General features: G+C 36.8%; 20 protein-coding genes. 3 read left to right on the forward strand and 17 right to left on the reverse strand.

Annotated elements, in window-relative coordinates; translation table 11 throughout:
* Positions 1-169 precede the first annotated feature (169 nt).
* From MLD65_RS12580 to MLD65_RS12620, 9 genes are all read right to left on the reverse strand, one after another.
* On the reverse strand, positions 170-1,369 hold the full coding sequence (locus tag MLD65_RS12580; protein ID WP_243292218.1) for a M20 metallopeptidase family protein: 1,200 nt from the start codon (positions 1,367-1,369) through the stop codon (positions 170-172).
* A 108-nt stretch (positions 1,370-1,477) separates the two neighbouring features.
* On the reverse strand, positions 1,478-2,956 hold the full coding sequence (locus MLD65_RS12585; protein ID WP_243292219.1) for a M81 family metallopeptidase: 1,479 nt from the start codon (positions 2,954-2,956) through the stop codon (positions 1,478-1,480).
* A gap of 146 nt (positions 2,957-3,102) precedes the next feature.
* The gene (locus MLD65_RS12590; RefSeq protein WP_243292220.1) at positions 3,103-4,506 is read right to left on the reverse strand and encodes a serine hydrolase domain-containing protein; all 1,404 of its coding nucleotides are present in this window, start codon (positions 4,504-4,506) and stop codon (positions 3,103-3,105) included.
* A 107-nt stretch (positions 4,507-4,613) separates the two neighbouring features.
* The gene (locus MLD65_RS12595; protein WP_243292221.1) at positions 4,614-6,254 is read right to left on the reverse strand and encodes a peptide-binding protein; all 1,641 of its coding nucleotides are present in this window, start codon (positions 6,252-6,254) and stop codon (positions 4,614-4,616) included.
* A gap of 110 nt (positions 6,255-6,364) precedes the next feature.
* Complete coding sequence (opp4C, locus tag MLD65_RS12600; protein WP_243292284.1) at positions 6,365-7,249, reverse strand: oligopeptide ABC transporter permease; 885 nt, start codon at positions 7,247-7,249, stop codon at positions 6,365-6,367.
* An 18-nt stretch (positions 7,250-7,267) separates the two neighbouring features.
* Positions 7,268-8,233: an ABC transporter permease gene (locus MLD65_RS12605; RefSeq protein ID WP_243292222.1), complete on the reverse strand. Its 966-nt coding sequence runs from the start codon at positions 8,231-8,233 to the stop codon at positions 7,268-7,270.
* Between the two features lie 144 nt (positions 8,234-8,377).
* Positions 8,378-9,406 carry an ABC transporter ATP-binding protein gene (locus MLD65_RS12610; protein ID WP_243292223.1) on the reverse strand — a complete coding sequence of 343 codons (1,029 nt, stop codon included), beginning with the start codon at positions 9,404-9,406 and terminating at the stop codon, positions 8,378-8,380.
* Complete coding sequence (locus tag MLD65_RS12615) at positions 9,403-10,389, reverse strand: ABC transporter ATP-binding protein (RefSeq protein ID WP_243292224.1); 987 nt, start codon at positions 10,387-10,389, stop codon at positions 9,403-9,405. Before MLD65_RS12615 ends, MLD65_RS12610 begins: the two co-directional genes overlap by 4 nt.
* Before the next feature lie 30 nt (positions 10,390-10,419).
* Positions 10,420-12,216, reverse strand: a complete 1,797-nt coding sequence (locus tag MLD65_RS12620; RefSeq protein ID WP_243292225.1) for a S9 family peptidase — start codon at positions 12,214-12,216, stop codon at positions 10,420-10,422.
* A 306-nt stretch (positions 12,217-12,522) separates the two neighbouring features.
* Here MLD65_RS12620 and MLD65_RS12625 point away from each other — a divergent pair, with 306 nt between their 5' ends.
* Positions 12,523-13,440 carry a LysR family transcriptional regulator gene (locus tag MLD65_RS12625; protein ID WP_243292226.1) on the forward strand — a complete coding sequence of 306 codons (918 nt, stop codon included), beginning with the start codon at positions 12,523-12,525 and terminating at the stop codon, positions 13,438-13,440.
* Positions 13,441-13,642: 202 nt separating this feature from the next.
* Here the strand turns inward: MLD65_RS12625 and MLD65_RS12630 are convergent, their stop codons facing one another.
* From MLD65_RS12630 to MLD65_RS12655, 6 genes are all read right to left on the reverse strand, one after another.
* Positions 13,643-14,212 (reverse strand): hypothetical protein, encoded by a 570-nt coding sequence (locus MLD65_RS12630; protein WP_243292227.1) that lies wholly within the window; start codon positions 14,210-14,212, stop codon positions 13,643-13,645.
* 138 nt (positions 14,213-14,350) lie between these two features.
* Complete coding sequence (locus MLD65_RS12635; RefSeq protein WP_243292228.1) at positions 14,351-15,229, reverse strand: TetR/AcrR family transcriptional regulator; 879 nt, start codon at positions 15,227-15,229, stop codon at positions 14,351-14,353.
* A gap of 63 nt (positions 15,230-15,292) precedes the next feature.
* A complete protein-coding gene (locus MLD65_RS12640) occupies positions 15,293-18,559 on the reverse strand; it encodes an efflux RND transporter permease subunit (protein WP_243292229.1) in 3,267 nt (1,088 codons plus the stop codon).
* Positions 18,560-18,867: 308 nt separating this feature from the next.
* Entirely contained in the window at positions 18,868-19,329 is a 462-nt protein-coding gene (locus MLD65_RS12645) for a MarR family winged helix-turn-helix transcriptional regulator (RefSeq protein ID WP_243292230.1), read from the reverse strand.
* Positions 19,330-19,615: 286 nt separating this feature from the next.
* Complete coding sequence (gene mobA, locus MLD65_RS12650; protein WP_243292231.1) at positions 19,616-20,218, reverse strand: molybdenum cofactor guanylyltransferase; 603 nt, start codon at positions 20,216-20,218, stop codon at positions 19,616-19,618.
* A gap of 44 nt (positions 20,219-20,262) precedes the next feature.
* Positions 20,263-20,445: a stress protein gene (locus MLD65_RS12655; protein ID WP_243292232.1), complete on the reverse strand. Its 183-nt coding sequence runs from the start codon at positions 20,443-20,445 to the stop codon at positions 20,263-20,265.
* A gap of 238 nt (positions 20,446-20,683) precedes the next feature.
* Here MLD65_RS12655 and MLD65_RS12660 point away from each other — a divergent pair, with 238 nt between their 5' ends.
* The gene (locus MLD65_RS12660; protein ID WP_243292233.1) at positions 20,684-21,016 is read left to right on the forward strand and encodes a hypothetical protein; all 333 of its coding nucleotides are present in this window, start codon (positions 20,684-20,686) and stop codon (positions 21,014-21,016) included.
* Here MLD65_RS12660 and MLD65_RS12665 read toward each other — a convergent pair.
* Complete coding sequence (locus MLD65_RS12665; RefSeq protein ID WP_243292234.1) at positions 20,994-22,166, reverse strand: chromate transporter; 1,173 nt, start codon at positions 22,164-22,166, stop codon at positions 20,994-20,996. The genes MLD65_RS12660 and MLD65_RS12665 overlap by 23 nt on opposite strands.
* Positions 22,167-22,375: 209 nt before the next feature.
* On the opposite strand from MLD65_RS12665, the gene MLD65_RS12670 reads away from it, so the two are divergent.
* Complete coding sequence (locus MLD65_RS12670) at positions 22,376-22,942, forward strand: beta-class carbonic anhydrase (RefSeq protein ID WP_243292235.1); 567 nt, start codon at positions 22,376-22,378, stop codon at positions 22,940-22,942.
* A 52-nt stretch (positions 22,943-22,994) separates the two neighbouring features.
* Here MLD65_RS12670 and bioD read toward each other — a convergent pair whose 3' ends face one another.
* Positions 22,995-23,678 carry a dethiobiotin synthase gene (gene bioD / locus MLD65_RS12675; protein ID WP_243292236.1) on the reverse strand — a complete coding sequence of 228 codons (684 nt, stop codon included), beginning with the start codon at positions 23,676-23,678 and terminating at the stop codon, positions 22,995-22,997.
* Positions 23,679-23,811 lie beyond the last annotated feature (133 nt).

Genomic DNA, 23,811 nt, shown 5'->3' on the forward strand with positions numbered 1-23,811 from the left:
GAAGATGTCCTTAAAAAGTCAAATCGAAAAATCAAAAAACTAATACAAAGTCAACTACAGCAATGGGTAGCAGCCTTACCTAACTATATCAAGGCTTATTTGCCGATTTCAGTATGCGAAGTTTGAGTTACTATTATAAGTTTATAAATATTAATCTAATTTTCTGTTATTAATGCTCGACTTCTTCATTTAATTCGGCTAACATATTTATTGCTACTTGGCCCATTACCTCTATCCCATAGGGAAGTGCATCTTCGTTAAATTCAAAGTAAGGATCATGAAGTGGTTTTTGCCCATCACCATTAGATGAACCCAGCCAAAAATATACACCCGGATATTTTAATAAAAATCGACCAAAGTCTTCTCCTCCCATAGAAGGTGATACCTCTGGAACACTCTGGATTCCATAAAGATTTTCAACGGTTTTTTTCAATTGAGTGACACAATTTTCTGTGTTAATGGTCGCAGGATAGCCATCCAAATATTCGATAACAACCTCTGCACCCATTGATTGAACAATCCTATTTACAACCTCATGAAATCGATTTTTCACCTTATTTTTCGTTTCATTTGAAAGCGTACGAACAGTACCTTCCAATGTAACTTCATCTGCTATCACATTATAGCGATATCCGCCATTAACTTTTCCTATAGTTATAACTGCTGACTCAATCGGATCTACATTTCGGCTAACGATTGTTTGAAGTATAGTTATAATTTGGTTCGCGACAATGATTGCATCAATAGTTTGCTGAGGCATACTTGCGTGTCCACCAGATCCTTTTACAGAGATTTTAAATCGATCCGAATTCGCCATCATTGGACCACTTCGAACTCCAATCATTCCTACCGGGAGATCTGGCCACACATGTTGTGCAATAATGACATCTGGATTATATGTATCAAAAAGACCATCCTTCATCATCTCTTCCGCTCCCCCAGCAGGTGCATTCTCCTCTGCAGGCTGAAAAACCAATAGTATTGTTCCTTGGATTTCATCTCTTATTTGATTCAGCAGTATCCCAGCCCCTAGCAGCATGGCAGTATGCGCATCGTGCCCACATGCATGCATTTTCCCCTGTACTTTTGAAGAAAACGGTAAATCTGCTTTTTCAGCTATCGGTAATGCATCTATATCTGCTCTTAACGCAACCGTTTTTCCTTGTTTTCTGCCCTGAATAATTCCAAGTATCCCTGTTTTCGCAAATCCTGTTCGATAGGGTATTCCATACTCCTTTAGCTTTTGTTGAATTTTTTTTGAGGTTTCAAATTCTTCCCCACTCAGTTCTGGATTTTCATGTAAGTTTCTTCGAAAATCAACGACTTCCTTTAAGATATTTTTTGATTTACCTTTTAAAATTGTATTCAATCTTCTCCCCTCTCTCATGAACCATACTTAAATGTAAGGAAAAATTACTTTGTATTCCCAATACAATATTTGAGAAAGAACCTTTTCTCCTCTTAGAATGAGTACAGGTTACTGACATTGGAAATGACAATTAGGATCTAACGGATAAATAGGTCTAGGAAGCTTATCATATTCATAGAAGGATGCGTTGCTGGTACTAATCCCAGGTGAATCTACCGTAATAATTTCTTTAGAGATAGGTTGAAAAACTTCCCGGAAATGTTGACAGGATTTTAACGCGACTAATTTATATTTAGTCACATCTATCCCATGAATCAAAAAAACCTGTTCATCTAATGTCTGCGATTTAACAGAACAAACAATAATATCTACATTTCCTATTTGTAACCGAGCTGATTTACCTAAGTTGATTAAAGCTCCCTTAGACATAGAGGACGTCCGTATAAATTTCCCGTCAGTTAAGCTTTTAACATAAGCTTTTATGAAAAGAGGATTTCCGTGTAAGGAATCTGTTTTACCACCTAGTTCCACATTGATTGTAGATCCCACGCCAGATTCATGAGCAATTTTGGCAACAATCGGGTCGTATATAAATCCAAAACATGAATTGGGAACATCTTTCTCAATCATTGACTTTAGTAAAAATGTTCCATCCCCCGGTGCTCCACTACCTGGGTTATCTGATGTTTCGTTGATTATAATGGGATATCCTTCAATTAAAAGTGCTTTATCAATTCCAACCTCAGGAGAAGGATAATTATAGACAAACTTTTCCCTTAATCCCCAAACGCGATTTGCTATGTCAGCGCTTATTTTTTGTGCTAGATGGATATCGTTATTTGTGATAGTAACAACAGCAGCACCAGTGTCTGGTGTGTCAGCACGCGCAAATCCATGAAAGAAGGTACAATCTATAACATCTTCTTCTTTTTCCCAGCTCCAACAACGTTCATTTATATCTTTTGCGGGTGATCGATAAGTCGTAGAAGGAAATATTATAAGCGGTAATTTAACAAAAGACATCACAGGATGTGTATCCCCCTGCACTATTTTAACAGCTAAAGCCATGGCCTCTTGACCTCTATCAAAGGTATCTGTATGAGGGTAATAGTTTACACCAAGAAGTGCATCTGCTTCTTTAACCATTTCCTTCGTTATATTTCCATGTAAATCTAGTGCAACAACGATCGGAATTTCATATCCGACTGCTTTTCTCAAAGCTTTTAACAAATCGCCTTCCAAATCGTAATGGTCTTCTGCAACTCCACTACCATGAAGAGCGAGACAGATAGCGTCCAATTGTTCTGCATACTTTATTGCTGTTATCAACTCATCTCTAAGTGTTTCGTAGGTTTGTTTGGTAATTAATCCGGATGGATTGCAAAAAGCAGAAAAAGTAGGAATAAGATCAACGCCAAGTTCATTTCCTTTGTCAATCATTCCTCCTAAATAGCCCTTTACATTTCTATTCTTCTCTAGAATCTCCTCTCCATATATCCATTGGTACTCTTTAAACGATTCCACCGTCGTTTTCACACTAGAAAATGTATTGCTCTCGTGCATGACTTGTCCAATTGCAATTTTCATATTGACCAGCTCCATTATTTGAGGTTTATCATAAAACACTACATTTCACCCGATATATTCGTATAAAAATACACACCGTAACAATTTTAGTAGGAGGTCAACAATTCAACCTCGTATTAGATAAGAGTAGCTTATCTTAATTTATCCTATGAACTTCTTGGTATAAAACGTACTCCTTTGAATACTCCTGTAATCTCATGATGGATGTTAAATAAAAATTTAATTTTATTCCCACCTGGTGTAAAAAAACTATCTTCAGAATAAGGTTTCATAGGAATAGATTTTTCTTCATCAACCAATTGAAGTATTCCATTCCTAACCACGAACCTTAACTTAATCCCTTCCGCAGACTGATAAATTCCGACAAATTTATTAAGTTGCTGCGATGTAAGTTTGTATTCAATTAAATCGTCATTCTTTGATTTTGGAATACCTAGAGTATGGTTTAATGCCGTTTCAGCCAGGTCCTTAACTCCTACCTTGCTTATATTCATTAGGACCACTACTGTTATACCTTGTTCTTTAGCTACTTTCATATGAGAGGAGACACCTTTAATACTTCCACCATGACCTAATATCTTGATATCGTCATGTTTATCTACATGCAAACCATACCCGTACCAGTTTCCTGTTGGCATCATTACTTGTTGGGTAGTCATTTTTTGAAGGCTTTTTTTCGATACGATTCTTTCACCATTTACTAGTCCCTCTAGACGATAGACTTCTAAATATTTTCTTAAATCTGAAATACAGGACTTTAAAGCTCCATGAGAATATATCTCTCCAGAATGCCACCATGTCGGAGAATGGAATGTATTAAACCCTATCCCTTTTTTATAGGAATACAATTCTGCCACTTCATTATAATTGGACAAATCATTTATTAAAAAAGTCGAATTGTACATACCTAAAGGATCCAAAATGTTTTCTCTCATATAGGTAATATACTGTTGACCACTAGCTCTTTCTATAACCTCTTGCAACAGAGCATAACCTTCATTTGAATAGTTAAATACTTCTCCAGGTTGACCTAGTAATGAGTATTCAGTATCTGACATAGCTTCTATCAATTCAACCACTGTTTTTACGGGATGATCTTTAGTTAATAATGATAATCTATCAGTTAAATAAGCTCCATCGGGATCCTTCCGAATGCTTTCTGCTTTTGCACGGTTAATGGCTTCCATACCTGGGAGTCCACTTGTATGAGTCAAAAGATGGTGGATTTTAATGTTTTCAGGGAAAGCTTGATTAGTTAATCGTAGTTCGGGTAACCACTTAACCACAGGGTCATTTACGGATAGTTTACGCTCATCTTCCAGTTGCATAATAGCAAGAGCAGTAAAAGACTTTGTAATAGAAGCGACCCCAAATATGGTATCCGAAGTGACAGGTAATAATCGTTCAACATCCCTATAGCCAAAATATTTTTCAAAAACAATCTCACCGTGTTGAGACACTGCTATAGCCATACCAGGAACGTGTGCAGACTTACACTTTTCATTTAATATGGCATCAAGTGAAGACAAAGACTTTTCCTCACAAGTCATATTATCCCTCCTGATTTTAATAATCCAACAAGAACAAAAGGTATTGGGGCTGTAAGCGAATGGATAAACTTCGTTTACAGCCTCATTACTTTTTTTACAAAAAATTGTTATTGTTCCATCCACCATTTATGAATTTTAAAATAAGAATTTCCCGGATGTTCTTTAACGCCATGTAATTTTGGTGTATAAAGCATATTATCGATTGGGTGATACAAAAATGTGTAGGGCTGATCTTCCGCTATCATTTCCTGGATTTTTTCCACCATCGCTTTCCGTTCATCCCGATTGGTCGAATGATCACTTTTTTCCATCAATTGATCGAGTTCCGGATTGCTATATTTAATTCGGTTTAAACCATTCTCAGCTTCATTGGTGTGAAAAATTGTCGTCACAGATGGATCTAACGAAACAGATAAAGCCGATACATACGCATCATACTCAAAATCAGGAGGCCCGATTTGCTCTAAAAAAGCACTCGTTTCTAAAACTTTGGGAGTTATCTTAATTCCGATTTTTTTCCACTGCTGTTGAGCAATTTCCACTACTTGTTGCCGCGCTTTATTTCCATTACTCACCATAAGAGTGAATTTAAAGTCTTTTCCATCTTTATCTAAAATACCGTCTCCATTGGTATCTTCCCATCCTGCTTCTAAGAGCAGTTGTTTCGCTTTGTCTGGGTCATAGTTAAACTTTGGGATATCCTCATTGTAAGCCCAGCTGAATGGAATACCAGCTGTGTGTGCAGGTTCTCCATTTCCATCCAATACAAATTTAATTATTTCTTCTCTATTTAATCCGTGAGTTAAAGCCTGACGCACTTTTTTATCTTGAAACAAGGGATTCCTTTCGTTATAGGCAATCCAGTTCCAAGATGCACTAAGTACACTGGTTAATGTCGCCTCCCCTCGCTCAACCAGAGTTTGTGCTGCAGGAACATCATCTGCTGAAACACTCATGTAATTGATATCACCAGCCTGGAATTGTGACAACAATGCATTCGTATCTGGAACGATTTTGTAAGTGAGGGAATCTAAATATGGACGTCCTTCATAATAGTCTTCATTAGCGACAAACTTTACATATTGACCTTTCTTCCACTCTTTAAATTTAAAAGGACCGGTCCCAATAGGATTTTTCGTATTGAATTCTGCTTCTCCCAAATCAGAAATTGGAACATCACCTAAAATATGTTTAGGAAGAATATAGTAAGGTGTAGTTCTAGAGATAAATTGGGTACTTGGCTCCTTTAAACTTATTTCAACGGTGTAGTCGTTAAGTGCCTTAATTTCCTTGAAATTACTAAAGTATGATCCGCGCGGTCCATTGTAACCTTTATTTAAAGGAATATTATATGTGAACTCTACATCTTCAGCTGTAAAAGGTTCCCCATCATGCCATAAAACATCCTCTCTCAGCTTAAATGTCCATTTCTTCCCACCATCAGAGGATTCCCATCTTTCGGCCAAGTCAGGAATAGGTTCTCCCTTATCATTGATATCGACTAGTCCATTGAACATAAAACCAATAAGTGTACCACTTTTTGCATCAGTAGCATACTTATCATTGAACGTTTTTGGTCCAGCAGTAGCCCCAATGATTAAGTCCCCTCCCTGTTGCGGCTTCATATTTGTTTCTCCATTAACTTTTTCAGGTTCTGCCGTAGTGCTGTCACTATTCGATGAACAAGCTCCTAAAAACAAAATAAAAATAATCGATAGTAGCATACTCATTCTTTGTTCCTTTTTCACTAAATTACCTCCATTTTTTCATTTTTAAGACGGAATTTTCAACTTATACTTTGGTCTTTTGCCAATCCTTTTGTAAACTTTTCTATAAAATTATTGAAATGTTTTCCATGTTATTTTTGTTTTGGGTCCAACGCATCCCGAAGTCCGTCTCCAATAAAATTAAAAGCTAATATCGTCAAAAGAATCATCAAACCGGGAAACAACGGATACCACCAAGCATTAAGCATGATACTAAAATCCTGGGCACTCTGTAGCATATTACCCCAGCTTGGAGTCGGTGGTTGCACCCCAAGTCCTAAATAACTTAGCGTTGACTCAGCCAAAATAACGTAACCTATGTGTAGGGTTGCTGACACGATAATTGGTCCTATCGCATTAGGTAACACATGCGAAAAAATAATTTTCCATGTTCGTATTCCCATCGTACGTGACGCCAACACAAATTCCCTTGATCGTAAAGATAAGAATTCCCCACGCACCAATCTGGCAGTTCCCGTCCAACTAAATAATGCAAATACCATGATTAGTGTACTTATACTAGGCTCTAAAACTGCGATAAGCGTAATTAATAGAAAGATCTGAGGAAAGGCAATGATAACATCAACAACTCTCATCAGAAACGAATCTACAATACCTCCGAAATAACCGGCAATAGCACCGACAATCGTCCCGATAAATACCATTCCCGCTACAGCTGAAAAGCTTACCGCCAACGACACCCTTGCCCCATATAGTAAACGACTAAATGTATCTCGGCCCAACTCATCCGTCCCCAAAAGGTGATCCCATCCCATAGGAGCAAGTTGGTTGCTTAATACCTGTTCATCAGGATCATAGGGAGCTAACAAAGGGGCAAATAATGCCGCAAAGATAATGAGGATAATAAAAAGAGCTCCAGCCACAGCCAGTTTATTTTTCATAAACTTATTAAAAGCTATTTTCCATAACGATTCTGGTTTATGTTTCTTCTCAACAAGTACATCTGGAGAAGTCATATGTTGAGGTATCGGCAATTATCTCTCCCCCTTTCCATATTCAATTCTCGGATCAGTTACCGCATATAGGATATCGGCAATTAGATTACCGATCAACACTAACACTGCTGAAATCATCGTAATAGCCATAATAATTGGATAGTCTCGTTCGAAGGTTGCATCAATAAACAGTAATCCCAATCCTGGCCAATTAAAGATTTTTTCCGTAACAACGGCCCCCCCAATAAACGAAGGCAACATTAGACCAAGGATGGTAATAACAGGAATTAAACCATTCCGAAGTCCATGCTTATAAACGACCTTTCTTTGTTTAAATCCTTTTGCACGAGCGGTCCGTATATAATCTTGGTCGAGTACATCCATCATGCTTGAACGAGTGTAGCGTGTTAAGGAAGCCATATCTGCAGTAGCTAAAACAAATGCTGGCAGGATTAAATGGTGAAGTCTGTCCCATAAACTGAATGGTTCATTTAATGTCGCTACTCCACCAGAGGGAAACCAACCTAATTGAACCGAGAAAAACATGATGAGTACTAGTCCCAACCAAAAATTCGGTGTTGCTATTCCTAAAAAGGAAGCCGTAGTCACAGAGTAGTCAGTTAGTGTGTAGGGTTTTGAAGCTGACCAAACCCCAAATGGAATCGCTATCATAATAGCTAATAAAGAAGAAACAACCATTAATAATAGGGTGTTTGGTAGACGATCCATAATGAGTTCACTTACTGGTACACCTTGCTGAATTAAGGAATCCCCAAAATCTCCCTGCAAAATATTCCCCATCCACCGGATATATTGAATATGAATCGGGTCATTTAATCCGTAGTCCTCTATAAAAGCTTGTCTGTCCTCATAGCTGATATCGGGATTCATCATTAAGGCTCCCGGTTCCCCTGGTGCCAAATGCACAATCCCAAAAGATAGAATTGATATACCAAACATTAAAGGAATTGTTAATAAAATCCTTCGAATAATGTAGGCTATCATAGTACATTCCCCCCTTTTTCTATATACGTAATATGACCAACAAAAGCATGCACTCCCTTATTAAATCTCACATCCAACAGTATTTTTTTACCAATTCCACTACAAAAGTAAAATATGAATATCTCTTTTTACCTTACTAGCTCCCTAATATTGATGACAGGCAACATAATGATCTAGTAGTCCTACTTGTTTTGATTTAGGAATAACTTCTCGACAGATGTCCATTGCTACAGGACATCTTGTATGAAAAACACAACCTGATGGTGGGTTGCTAGGGCTCGGCATTTCTCCTTTTAAAATGATTCTTTCTTTTTTGGGATCTCCTTTCTTTTTCGGAACGGGGATAGCGGACAATAAAGCCTGAGTATAAGGATGTAAAGGGTCAGTATAGAGACTTTCTTTATCTGCTACTTCCATTAAATTACCTAGATACATAACAGCCACTCGGTCAGAAATGTGACGGACTACACTTAAATCATGTGAAATAAAAACATAAGTAAGATGGAATTTCTCTTGTAAATCTTTCATTAAATTTATGATCTGAGCTTGAATTGATACGTCCAAAGCTGAAACCGCTTCATCAGCAATAATTACTTGTGGATTGAGGGCTAGTGCACGTGCAATACCTATCCTTTGTCGTTGTCCACCTGAGAATTCGTGTGGATATCGATTTGTGTAGGCTGCATTTAATCCAACAACTTCCAATAGCTCTTTCACCCTGTCTAATCTTTGCTGTTTATTTTCGTATAATCCATGAGCCGTTAATGGTTCCATTAACGTTTTCCCAAGAGTCTTCCTCGGATTTAAAGAGGCATAAGGATCCTGAAAAATCATTTGTATTTCTTTCCGAATTGTTTTCCTAAGTTGATTTTCTGTAAATCTAGTAATATCCTGATTTTTATATATAATCTTGCCTTCAGTCGGACGATTTAGGCGAATAATGGTCCGGCCAGCCGTTGACTTCCCACAACCAGATTCACCGACAATCCCTAATGTCTCACCTTTTTTTACTTTTAAATTTATTCCATCTACTGCTTTTACGTACCCAACAGTTTTTTGCAATACACCCGCTTTAATAGGAAAATATTTTTTGAGATTTTTCACTTCTAAAATAGTATGCTGCTCTGAAAATTTTGACTGGTTATTGTTTTTCATTAACAGTTTTACCGTCATTTTCTCTCCTCCCAATTGCCCTCATAATGAAAACAGCGTACCGAACGCATTGTAGAAAGCGGTTTCAATTGAGGTTTTTCTTCTCGACATCGGTCGAATGCTTTTTGACAGCGAGGGGCAAATCGACAGCCTCTTGGTAAAGCATCCGGAGTTGGGACACTGCCATCAATCGAATGAAGTCTATCAACCTTTCTATTCAATAAAGGAACAGAATTAATAAGTCCTTCTGTATAAGGATGGTAAGCATTGTCGAACAATTCCTCAACTGGTGCTTCTTCAACAATTTCACCCGCATACATGACAATCACTCTTTCTGCAAGTTCAGATACGACACCTAGGTCATGGGTAATCAGTAGAATAGAAGTATCGAACTTCCTCGTTAGGTCTTTTAGTAATTCCATGATTTGCGCTTGTGTAGTGACATCTAACGCGGTTGTAGGTTCATCGGCAATCAATAATTTTGGATTACAGCTCATAGCCATAGCTATCATAACTCTTTGCCTCATTCCCCCGGACAATCGGTGAGGATAATCGTAAATCATTTCTTCCGCACGTGAAAAACCGACCATTTTAAGTAATTTAATGGCTTCTTTAGTTGCGGAAGAACGTGAGAGCCCTTCATGATATGTAATAACCTCTATCAACTGTTCACCGATCGTTAATACTGGGTTAAGAGAAGTCATCGGCTCCTGAAAAATCATCGATATTTCTTTTCCGCGGATTTTACACATTTCTTCCTCGGATAACTTACATAAATCACTGTCTTCCAATCGTATACTTCCTTCGATAATTTTACCCCCTGGTTCTGGAACCAGCCTCATAATCGATAGAGAGGTCATACTCTTGCCACAACCGGATTCACCAACTAAAGCTACTGTTTCTCCTTTATTTATTCGAAAATCGACTCCGTCAACTGCAGGAACTACAGATTTTTTTTGATAAAAATATGTTTTCAATCCTTCGATAGTCAATAAAGAAGTCATACATATTACCTCCCTTTTATAAGAAGTTGCCTAGATTTTTTGCAGATTTTTCTTCAAAAACTCAGCAATCTGTGTATTCATGGTTACTTGATTATCTATTTTTTCAGTCTGGTGCCCTTCATCTTCAAAAATGGTAAACTGAACATCTTGTCCAAGTGATTTCATACTTGATACAAGTTGCTCTGCTTCGGAAATAGGAACACGGGAATCGTTGCGTCCATGAAATACGAGTAATGGTGCTTTTATTTTATGAAAGTGATTTATAGGGGCAATTTCTTCAAAAAAATCAGCATCATGCTTTAATGATCCATACTCATATTCCCTTAAGTAACGTCGCCATGATCCCGTGTTTTCCAAAAATGTTCTAATGTTAGAAAAGCCTACAATATTCACGCCTGCAGCCCACAGATCTGGATAATGGGTTAAAGCCGCCAAAACCATAAATCCCCCATAACTTCGCCCCATAATCCCTATCTTTTTTGGATTGACACCGTGTGATTTGACTATATCCTTTACTAACCAAGCAAGGTCGTCTACTGCATCCATTCGTTTGCGGGCATCATCTAATTTTATATACTCCCTCCCATATCCTTTGCTTCCACGTATGTTTGGAACTATTACTACAATGCCCTGATTGACCAAATATTGAATAACTGGATTGTAAGTAGCACGTGTTTGACTTTCAGGGCCGCCGTGAACATATATAACTGCGGGTTTATCCACTCCAGATTCTTTTTCATAATAGAAATACGGGACACTTAACCCATCAAATGATGAGAAGGAACAAATTTTTGGTTCTTTCAATAAACTTTCAACAGCTTCCGCTTGGGAAATAAAGGTGATTCTTTTCACTTTCTTCTTTGAGAGTGACATTTCCCAAATATCTCCTGGAGATGTTGGCGTATTTAGAGAAAATATAAACTGATCTGGGTTCAGCCAGGAGAGTGAATTAATAACCCCGTCTGGGAGACTTTCTATTTTTTTCTCCTTGTTTGTCATCAAATCAAATATATATAAGCTTGAAATACCACCTTCATTTAATGTATAGACTAAATGATTCTCATCTGGGGACAACTTCATTTCTTCTATGTCCCATTCTGTAAAATGAACGAGTCTTTCAATATGACCAGGGCAATCAAGGGAAAATCGACTTAAATACAACGTTTCCTCACCCAAATCGGTCAGCATGAACCCACCTTTACCATCTTTAGTTATTTCGATGGATTGATAGCGTGCGGGCATATCGCTCTTTCCTACTCTTGTCGTTTTTCCTGTTTCTATATTTAAGATATAAATTGCTTGATCAATATTTGTTTCTGGTATTTCAATCAATATATTTTCTCCGTCTGGAAGCCACCTTAAAGGAATACATTTGCCATCAAATCTATAAACTACGTCTGTTTTTTTGTTCGTTATATCTTGAATGTACACATCAAAAAATCCAGGATTTCTTCGATTACTAGAAAAAGTGATGAACTTCCCATTTGGGGACCAACCTCCAAAATGATGAAAACAATCGGGTGCTTGGACGAGCGGTTCAATTTCACCACTGGACTGTTTGAACAAAAATAATTGTTGCTTTTCATTTCCATTATCGTCCATACCGACTACAGTCTTATCTCCTTTTGGAGAATGGTGGACACTCATTATACGATCTTCAAAATGGACATATTCCACGGGTTCCTGCTCCTCATTCATAGTCCACACTTGTGGAAGCCCGGTGATATTGGAAATAAAAGTGAACTTATTTTTCGTTGGTATAGCCTCTGATTTACTAGCAGATTTCACTGTTAAATATGCCAGTAACTCCTCTTCAGTAAATTGCATGTTTTCACCCTTTCTCGAACAACTGGTATCAACACTAATTAAAGAAAAAAGTCAAGAAAATATCATTTTTTATAAGTACTAATTTTGAAGTGACGAAAATTCTTGTCTTCCTTTTTGTAAGAAATATGCATTTTTTGACAACTCGTTTATTCTATTTTTTATTATTATAATATTGACTAATTAATTATAAAAATATATTATTTTTATAATATTATAAGTATTTATTATAATTTAAATTTTCTGTTATCTATGTTCACTTTTAATTTTGTTACAACTCTACGTAAGTATTAAAAGGAGGAATAGTATATGAGTTTACAATCCCTACGATATTTCATAGAAATAGCTAATTATCTGAGTTTCAGCGAAGCATCAAAAAGACTTCATATTTCTCAGCCGGCATTAAGTCAACAAATTTCTGAACTTGAGAACAGATTAGGGTTTAAGCTATTAAATAGAACAACTAGAAAGGTAACTTTAACAGAAGAGGGTGCGTATATTTATAAAAAACTTTCATCATCATTTGATGAAATTGAACAAACTGTAGATTACATGATTAAACGGAAAATGATACCAAAGGCCAAAATAAAAATTGCTGCAGTTCCTTCAGCAGCAAGTACTTTCATCCCTACACTGTTAAAAAAAGTAAAAGACGATTTTCCAGATGTAGAATTTTACACACATGAAACTACTTCATCAAATGCGATAGAATTTATTAAACAAAAAAATTATCATCTCTCCTTTATTCGAACTCCCACTTATAAAGAAAACGTCTTAAGTAATAAGTTAAGCCTTTTTGAATTTAAAAAATATCCTTTACGATTAGTTGTTTCTACTAAACATCCACTAGCTAATAAAGACTCAATTTATCTTCATGAAGCAAAGAATGAATTTTTTATTCATTATAGCGATCAACAAACAAATTCCTTACAATTTTTATTAGAAAAGGCATGTCTTAATGCGGGATTTTCCCCCAAAAAATTATGCGCTGGATCAGCCTTATTATCAATTTATAATATAGTTTCCAATAATTTAGGTGTTGCATTAATGCCATCCGATATGACAAGTTTAATAGAAACAAGTAAAATTAAAACACTAACTATTAATAATCTAGAACTCTTTAGCTCCATTTCTGTTCTATGGAACAAAGATAACAATACATCTTTTTTGACAAATCATATTTTATACATACTACAAAACGACCCACTTTTTTACGATTTTTTATAGTCAACTTCCATTAATTCATACACATGTGTCACCTCTTATACTTCGTAAACGATTATATTTTTTTAATAATACGATTTAAATACTCCAGAAGCACCTAAAAATTGATTAAGTAACACTTTGGGAATAAATATCCTTCTTATTCATTCCCCCTAAGAAAAAATCTAAAAAGGTGAAATGACAAGTTGCCATTTCACCTTTCTTTTTAGTAGAAAAACGGGAAGAAGAAGCGGGAAATTCCTGCAAATGGGAATAAAAAGCGACGAAACCTTCTAAATCTACGTGGAAAACCGTATCCATATCCGTAACCACCATAGCCATACGGATACCCTCCATAGCCACCAAATCCTCCATAGCCATACGGGTATCCTCCCCCAAATCCGTATTGACGATCCATATCTGAATCTTCATCTCCGACTGGTACGAGCATGTGTACGTTTTCCCGATCGACTCGATCAATAATGCCATCAATTTGCTGGCCGTCCATCGTTTCCATCATGACGTAGTAATGTTTATATTTTTTGCAAAAGCCTTCTAAATCTTTTGACTCGCCATCTTTCATCATAGGTTCTGTCATCGGCATATTAGCATTTGGCCCCATATTATTTCCATATGGCATCATATGAGCCGGATTATCCATCATATTTCCATACGGCATCATTTGCCCCTGATAGTCCATTCCATTGCCCTGCGGCATCATTTGCCCCTGATAGTCCATTCCATTGCCTTGTGGCATCATTTGTCCATACATCATATGTGAATGGTTTTGATTCATTTTAACAAATTCCTCCTCTTTACACCCAATTTCCCTCCTATTGTATTCAACATATAGGTATTTGCTACAATTAATTGAGCTCATCGTTAGCTACATAACGACGGAAGAGAAGGAGCGAGTTCCGAACCGATTCACCGATTAATGAAATATAGACTTTTGTTGTTGATACAATGAAACTAATTCTTGTAATTCTTCCTTCTGCCAATAAGGTTCAGCGACCGTTTGCAAATGAAGGATTAAGCTTTCTATTACAATATCAGGATAATTCGAGCGTTCCTTTTTCGCTTTTTCCCACTCTTGCAAAAGTGCGTCGATTACGTCAACCATCTTTTGAACTTGTAAATCTTTTGCTCTTATCAATAAGTTTTTCAGCTTTTCTTGAAAAAAATCAGCTTCTTTATCAGAAAGTTGAAACATTTCTTTTTTCAAAAATCGCTTTTTATAATTTTTATAACCTTCTACTAACACATCGCATTGGTGTAATAAATGATGCGTTAACGTTTGTAAATCCATTTCCACTTTATCTAAAATAATATGGCTTACGTACTCATGAGCCGTTCCTTGCAATGATGTGGCGAGGTCAAGGACATACGGTTCAATGTCTTTTCCATACACTTCAAAAAGCTTTTGTTCTAACCATTGATAGATTTCTTTTCGCATTTGCCGAAAAAACGCTTCTAAATCATCTTTAAAATGAAACGACTCTTTCATATGAATCACGATAAATTCACGGTTTTCGACAAAAACGGATATCGACAATAACAATTGCTCATAAAATTTTTGCTTCGGGGTTAAAATGGGGTTTCTTTCAATTTTATAAAATTTTTCTGAAACGACATCGTAATAGTGCCAAATAATTTCAATGAGCAATTGGTCTTTCGACTTAAAATAATGATAGATGGAACCTTTTGCGATTCCGAGAAAATCAGCAATTTCTTGCATGGACGTTTGATTAAAGCCTTGTTTCGAAAATAAATCCATTGCCCCTTCCAAAATGAGCGCTTTTTTCTCTTTCATAAACTACCCTCCCTTGACTTCTTGAAAGAAATCTCCACTGCAAATCAAACAGTGGAGATTTTCTTACTTGTCTTTATCTTTTGAGTCGTCCTCTTTCACCATTTTTAATAAGTGTTCGAGCATCCCGGCAATTTCTTCTTTCCGATACGTGTTTTGTGGCTCTGCTGGTACTTGCGCTTTCCCTTCTTCTTCGTGAACATCTCGTTCCACTTTTTCTTCAAGTAAATAGGCTGGAATAAGCTGCCCATCAGGTGTCACATATTTTTTATTCAACTTGCGTGTTTCTTTATCAAAGAAACTATAAACAACTGGAATGATAAATAGGGTTAAGAACGTACTTGAAATTAACCCGCCGATAACGGTTAATCCCATTGGTTGGTTCACTTCTGAACCCTCGCCCATTCCGATTGCCAGAGGTAGCAATCCAAGAATCGTTGTGAAAGCCGTCATTAAGACGGGACGAATACGTACTTTTACTGCATGGATAATCGCATCGTAAGTCTTCATTCCGCTTGCTTTCAATTGATTCATATAGTCTACAATGACAATCGCATTATTAACGACAATACCCGCTAAAACGATTAAGCCAATGACGACCGTAATACTAATTGGCGTATTTGTTGCAAATAAGGTGAGCCCCACGCCAATAATCATTAACGGCACCGTAAACATAATAACAAATGGATATTTTAGTGACTCAAACTGTGCAGCCATCACTAAATAAATGAACACAATCGCTAACACAAATGCCAAAATCATATCATCCATGGACGATTCAAGAAGCTCTCGATCTCCACCGAACGTAATTTCCGTTTCATCTAGAAGTTCTAAATCGGCAATTTTTTCATCGACTTCCCTCGAGATCGCTCCTAAATTTGTATCATTGGCATACTTCACCGTAAATTGAACGGCACTTTGTTTGTCAATACGGCGAATTTCGGTCGGCCCTTCACCACGTTCAATTGTCGCAACATCTTTTAGCGTAATAAACGAGCCGTCTGCTTTTTTAATCAGTAAAGATTCTAAAGCTTTTACATCTTTTATGACTTCCTCATGATAGGCAACATTAATCATATAAATCTGCCCATTTTCTTCATTTGTCATTTGCAGGGCATCAGTTCCACGAGTTGCCTCTTTTACAATCATGGCAATTTGGATTGGCTGAAGGCCGTTGGATAATGCTTTCTCACGGTCGACCTTAACCTGTAACTCTTCAACGGTTTCCGCTAAATCGTTTGTCACCTCATTGACATCATCTAATTCCGATAATGCGTTTTGAATTCGATCAACATTTTCTTCTAGTCGCATACTGTCCTGATCTTTCACATTAAATGTAAGAGTATTCGGTTCAGAACCAGTAGATGATTGTAAATTCAACGATACTTCTGCTGTTTTGTTTGCTTGTTCAGCCGCTTGTTCAATATCTTTTTTCACATCATCAACAAAGTCAAATGTCGATTGTTCTCGCTCAGTGAAATCGACCATCTTTACATACATTTGTGCAATGTTAGCATTGGATGTTCCACGAAATGATTCTTCTTGTGTAGAACCGATTAAACTGACATATACTTCAACATCTTCTTCATCCTCTAGCACTTGTTCTACATTTTCAATCACTTTCGTCGTTTCCGATAAGGCCGTACCATTTTCTAATGTAATGTCAATTGTAAAATAGCCTTCATCTGTTTTGGGCAAGAAAACAGCGCCTACTTGTGTAAAACCAAAAATACTCGCTGCAAAGACGAAAATCGTTAAGATAATGACAATCGCACGGTTTCGTAACGACCATTTCACCGCACGTTCCAATGCTTGTTGGAAAACAGACTCTTGGCGCTCCTTTTCGATGTTTTTTCGCGGCTTCTTCAACCATCTGCTCGCTAGCATCGGAACGACTGTTAAAGCGACAAATAAAGAAGCAAATAAACTAAAGGCAATCGTTAACGAGAACTCGGTAAATAAATCGCCGATAATGCCTGTAATAAAGACGACTGGTAAAAAAACCGCAATCGTCGTAAATGTTGAAGCAATAATGGCAGGTCCCATTTCCTTTGCACCTTCATACGCAGCTTTTTTCGGCTCTTTTCCCATTGATAAATGACGATAAATATTTTCGATGACGACAATCGCGTTATCGACAAGCATCCCAATTCCAAGTGCAAGACCACCTAATGTCATAATGTTTAACGTAAAATCTGAAAAATACATCAATACAAAAGTAACAATAACGGAATACGGGATGGCGATTCCGATAATGAGCGGGCTTTTCACATTTCGTAAGAACAAAAATAAAACGATCATCGCAAACGTTCCGCCAAGTATAAGAGTATTCAGCATATTGCCAATTGCTTTTTGCACATACTCGCCTTGGTCAAATAAAATATCGGCTTTAACAGCTTCATATTTTTCATTTTCATCGAGAAGCTCATTCAATTTTTCTTGAAAAGCTTTCGAAACTTGTGCTGTATTGGCATCCGATTGTTGGAGTACACTTAATAAAACTGACGGTTTTTGATTCGCTCTCGTAATCGTATCAGCGTGTTTTTCCTTAATCCCTACATCTGCAACATCGCTTAATTTAATTTTAGCGCCAGTTTTAGGATTAACACCTACGTTTAAGTTTTTCAATGTATCAACAGAATCAATCGTACTAATCACACGTGTCGTTAGTTCTTTTCCGTCTGTTTCTATTGGACTCCCTGGCAAGGATGTATCATTTGCTCGAATGACATCGACAATCTCAGACTGGCTCAATTGATATTTCTTTAATTGATCTTGATTGAGCTCAACTTTTACTTCCTCCGCCGTAACTCCAGAGAGATTTACACTTGCGACACCTTCTGTTTTTGTTAGCTCATCTTTTAAATCTTCCGCTAATGCTTGCAATTCTTTTTCATCACTCGTAGATGTTAAAGAAAGCTGAATGATGGGAAACTGTGAAGGATCGAATTTTAAAAAACGTGGCTCATTCACTTCATCTGGGAGTGGGACACTTTTAATATTGCTTAAAATTTCATCTTGCACTTCATCGATTTTCGTCGCCCAAGAAAATTGTAATAGGACTAAACTTGCCCCTTCTTGAGATGTTGAAGAAATGGTATCAAGCCCTTCTATCGTTGAAAGGGATTCCTCAATTGGCTTTGATACTTTTTCAACGACTTCTGTAGGACTTGCTCCACTATAATTCGTGACAACTACTCCGATTGGAGGATTAATTTCAGGTATTAGTTTTAATGGTATGTTCATAAACGATACGACGCCTAAAATTAGCACTAACATCATCGTAACGAATGTGAACACAGGTCTTCGAATAGAAAATCGACTTAACCTCATACTTTCGCCTCTCTTTACTTTTGACTAATTGGTCGAATGATACAGACAATAATCCTTCAAGTTATTTATCTATAAGTTGACTTCCGGTCAATCCCATGTTCACTATATAAAAAAACAAGGAAAATTTCAAGGAAATTGTATATGTAAATTTAGACTTATGACGAATGTTTGAATAGGTCAAATATGGATAAAAACAATAGCTCATTCGAAATCGCATTAAAAGTCTCAATCATTGAAACTAGTCGTTATTTTTATAATGTGCTTTTTTATCGAAAAAAAAGAAACCAAACAAAAAATTGTTCGGCTTCTTATCGAAAAATTAAATGTTGACTATGTACACCTGCTTTTTTTAATAAGGACATAAGCTGCTCTTGTTCTTCTCCCGTTAAGCCAGAGAATGCACGTGCCATCCTCATCGCATGGATCGGATAAATTTCGTCTAAGTATTCCTGTCCTTTTTCTGTCAACTTCGCATATACAGAACGTTTATCTTTCAGATCTTGCTCACGATAAATGTATCCATTTCGTTCTAATTTATCAATAACATAGGTAACATTCCCGCTAACGAGGAGTAGGCGGGAACCAATTTGTTGTAATTTTTGCGGTCCCCTCGTATACAATAGCTCTAATACGGCAAATTCTGTTGGATTAAACCCATGTTCTTTACTATCACGAATAGAATGTTCTGAGATGCTTTTAAATGATTTTGCAAAAATGTGAAAAAGCGACATTGCTCTTTCTATCTCTTCTTGCGTAAAAGAAGTCATCATATTCATCGCCTCTTTACTTTCATAATCTATTAAAAAGTGAAACTTCTTTCAGTGAGGGTATTCCCCATGGAATTCTAAGCTGTGGCTTGCTCTTTACAATAATTTCTTAAAATTCTAAATATGTGAACTAATATTATTTTACTATCTTTCTAACAATATGAAAAGGAAAAATGTAAACGTTAACATTTTTTTATAACTATATTGTTATATTTTTTCATTTATCATTTCAATATAGTTAAAATTTAACTATAATAGAATGCCAAAAGTAGGAGAAGATTGTCCTCTCCTACTTTTTATCCGTTGTATTCTGCAAATATTGATACGTGCTCAAATCGTTCACATTTATGAAATGATCTATATGTTCAAAATGATGTTCATCCACATACTTCACGTTTACTTCATTCAAGAAATCGTTCATCTTAAGCGATTTCGCTTGGAGATGTTTGAGCATTAAAGGCTTTGTTCGGTTATGATATAAGCCAACTAAAGGTTGGACTTTCCCTTGAATCATAGGAATGATTACGTCATTTCCAGGATGACAATGTGAGAGTAAAGTATGAACAACAGACTTTGAAATAAGGGGCATATCACAAGGTAAAACGAAATACCACGAGCTGTTCATATAAGACATAGCCGTGTATAAGCCCGCCATCGGACCTAACCCTTTCACTTCCTCAAAATCTGTGACTATTTGTGATTGGATCTGATGCGAAAGCTCGGTCTTCATTGAACGATTTCCGACAATGATCACATCGTCAGTCGTATCCATTAACACCTCGTAGGCACGTTGAAAAAAAGTCTTTCCTTTATATTGAGCGAACGCTTTATTTGTACCGAAGCGCTTTGACTTTCCACCAGCAAGAATAATCCCAACAACTTTTTTATTCACGAATAATCCCTCTTTTTTTCCCTCTATTATAGCTTATTTTTTCGTTAGGGGAGTTTCGACTTTTTCTTAATGCTCGGTCTTTGCAAAAAGAAATATTGATACTCTTTTTCAAGCTCCGTAATCGTCATGTTATTGACAATCTCTTCATTATACACACCAATTGCTAATAGCTTTTCAGCATAATATTTTCTCTGCTCTTGTAATGCTTGTTTCAGCATTTTACTCATGTCTTTCACTCCACTTTCATCCTTATACTCTTTTATAAGCATATCGAATGATTGTTATCCAATCATGAAATCAATGTAAATAATTGCTTAAGGAATATTAAAAAGCAGTGCCTTTTTCGTAACAATTGTTGTTTGATAAGAAAAAACAATGGGTATTCTCGAGTTTCTTACAACGCTTACAACAACAAATGAAGTTTATTCCAAACGAAATGTGCCAATACTAGACGGATGAAAGGGAGTGATTCACATATCTATTTTAAAGCCCATTGCCATGAAACGAACGAAGACGAGTCAGTTCATTTACTTTTTAAATATGAATGAACCTCCTCATTCAAGGTTATGTTTAGCACATATTGAACAGCAAAAAATGAAAGCGCTAGCTGTTTATGAAAAAAACAACGAACGCTTTGAAGATATTACAATGTTATTTACGGAGGAATATTTACAAAATATGAAAAATGAATTGTTCGCTTATGTCTCATCAGCTCGCAAAGGAAAATCAATTTTGCGGAAAAAATCACCCGAATTGAGTGACAACGTTTCTACTATTAAAAGATATACTGGACAATAACCGTTCCAATGGCCGTTATAATAACGACAAGCCATGCCGGTTTTTTCCAAAACTGCAATAACGCAAAGGCACCAAGGGCGATGGAAAAGTCAGCTGAAGACTGTACGGCACTTGTCCATACCGGGTGGTAAAAAGCAGCGATTAATATTCCAACAACCGCCGCATTAACGCCCATTAATGCTGCTTGAACAGAAGCTCTTCTTCGAATGATATTCCAAAATGGAAGAGCCCCCAATAATAAAAGAAAAGATGGTAAAAACATCGCAATCGTTGCAACAATCGCTCCTTTATATCCTGCAATAAAGGCCCCTAAATAGCTCGATAACGTAAAAAGTGGGCCTGGTACAGCTTGGGCAGCACCGTAGCCAGCGAGAAAGTCTTCTTCTGAAATCCAGCCAACAGGAACAACTTCGCGTTCCATCATCGGTAAGACGACATGTCCACCACCGAACACAATCGAGCCAACCCGATAAAATGTATCAAACATCGCAATAAAGAAAGAGTCAGTCGAATTCCTTAACAAAGGAAGCACGATAAGTAAAGCAAAAAACAGGCACCAAGATACGATTCCAACCGATTTGGAAATTCGAATCGGTAAATCGGGCACATCCGGGACTTCTTTTTTTCGAAATAAAACATAACCTGTTAAGCCAGCAAGTAAGATTACAGCAATTTGACCGATTGCAGTTGGAAACAAAAATACGGCAATTGTTGCCACGATGGCAATCGTTTGCCTCGGACGATCGGGGGCTAGTTTTTTCCCCATGCCATAAACAGCATGTGCGACAACGGCTACCGCGACAAGCTTCAAACCGTGAATCCAGCTAGAGGCATCAATCACTTCTCCTTGTAAAAAGTTTGCAAATAGAACGAGCACAATCACAGATGGCATCGTAAAACCGAACCATGAAAGAATTCCTCCGACAATTCCACCACGCATCATCCCTATTGCAATTCCTACCTGACTGCTCGCAGGTCCTGGGAGAAACTGACATAACGCAATTAAATCCGCATAACTTTTCTCATTTAACCATTTTCTTCTATTAATATACTCTTCTTTAAAATAGGCTAAATGGGCAACAGGTCCGCCGAAAGAGGTTAAACCTAGACGTGTCGAAACGAATAAAATTTCTAACCATTTCTTTAACATCGATTTGCTTCTGCTCCTTTAATTGTTTAAACTATCCAACGTCATTTTACATGAGAAAAAATAAGGAAACAATCCTTTCCTAAATAACTATTCTCTCCTAAGTTTATATGACTAATGAGAAATGTATCAATGCCCTCTTTTTACTGAAGGATTTAATGTGGTAAAATTTATTTTAAAGTACTTAATTGAGATTTTAGGGAGGGATTATTTTGTCACTACTTAACGACATGCTTCAATTCAATGAAAAATTTGTTGAAAATGCCGAATATCAGCCGTATGAAACATCTAAATTCCCAAATAAACGGTTAGTCATTTTTAGCTGTATGGATACGCGATTAGTCGAGCTGTTACCAAAGGCGTTAAATATTAAGAATGGTGATGTAAAAATGGTAAAAAATGCTGGAGCTATTCTTACACACCCACTCGATTCAACGATGAGATCGATTCTTGTTGCTGTATATGAGCTTCAAGCTGATGAAGTAATGGTCATTGGTCATCACCGTTGTGGAATGGCAGGTGTAAACCCAGAGGCCCTATTAGAAAAATGCATCGAGCGTGGAATTAAACAGGAAACGATTTCGACACTAGAAAATTCGGGTATCGATTTACATAAATGGTTAGAAGGTTTTGACAAAGTAGAGGAAAATGTGAAAAACAGCGTTAATATGATTAAAGAACATCCATTAATGCCAAAGACAGTTCCTGTTCATGGACTTGTTATCGATCCAGAAACAGGAAAACTCGATTTAGTCATTGATGGATATGAAGGACTTTAAAAATTCACAAAAAGACAGTTTATAATAATAATAAGCCGGCTACCTTGCCGGCTTATATATTTTGTACAGAAAACCATTCACTTATATTCCCCTCGTCTTCTTCCGTAAATGGAACTCTTCCTAAAATCGGGAGCTTCGTTAGTTTTTCGATCATGCGCATATTATCTTTTTCAATTAAATCTGGTTCGTTTGACACTTGATTAAATACAATCCCTAGTACCGTTAAATGATGGGCCTTTGCGTATTCAATTGTTACTAACGTATGGTTAATCGATCCTAAATGTGGCGGTACAACTAAAATAAGCGGGATATTTAGTAATTGAATAAGGTCTTTTGTCATTAATAAATGATCTGACTCTACTAATGGAACAGCTAGCCCCCCAGCACCTTCTACTAAAACGATATCATGCTCTTTCAATAACTGTTCGTAATGATTCTTTATTCGATGCAGATCGATTTGAACATTTTCAATGGATGCTGCTAAATGAGGTGAAGCCGGCTTTTTAAAGAAATATGTACATAAATCCTTTTGGGTGAATGATAATTTTGCGGTTTCAATATATTGTTCTACATCCTCAGCAATAAGCTCTCCATTTTTCTCGATACACCCTGTTTGGATCGGTTTATACGGTGCAACATGAAACCCTTGCTCTTTCAATGCTTTTGTTAAATACTTCGTGACAAACGTCTTTCCTATTTCCGTCCCCGTTCCTGTCACAAAAATTCCTTTCCCCATCTACCTTCACTCCTGTATCTATTTTTGTACTATTTTAAGGGAAAAGGCTCTTTTTGTAAACTTAATTGACCATCAAGTTTATATTTATCGCTGCTTCCTATGAAAAAGCACCCTATATTATTGAAAGCACAGA

The sequence above is a fragment of the Bacillus sp. FJAT-47783 genome, assembly GCF_022808615.1.
In the GTDB taxonomy this organism is placed as follows: Bacteria; Bacillota; Bacilli; order Bacillales; family Aeribacillaceae; genus Bacillus_BZ.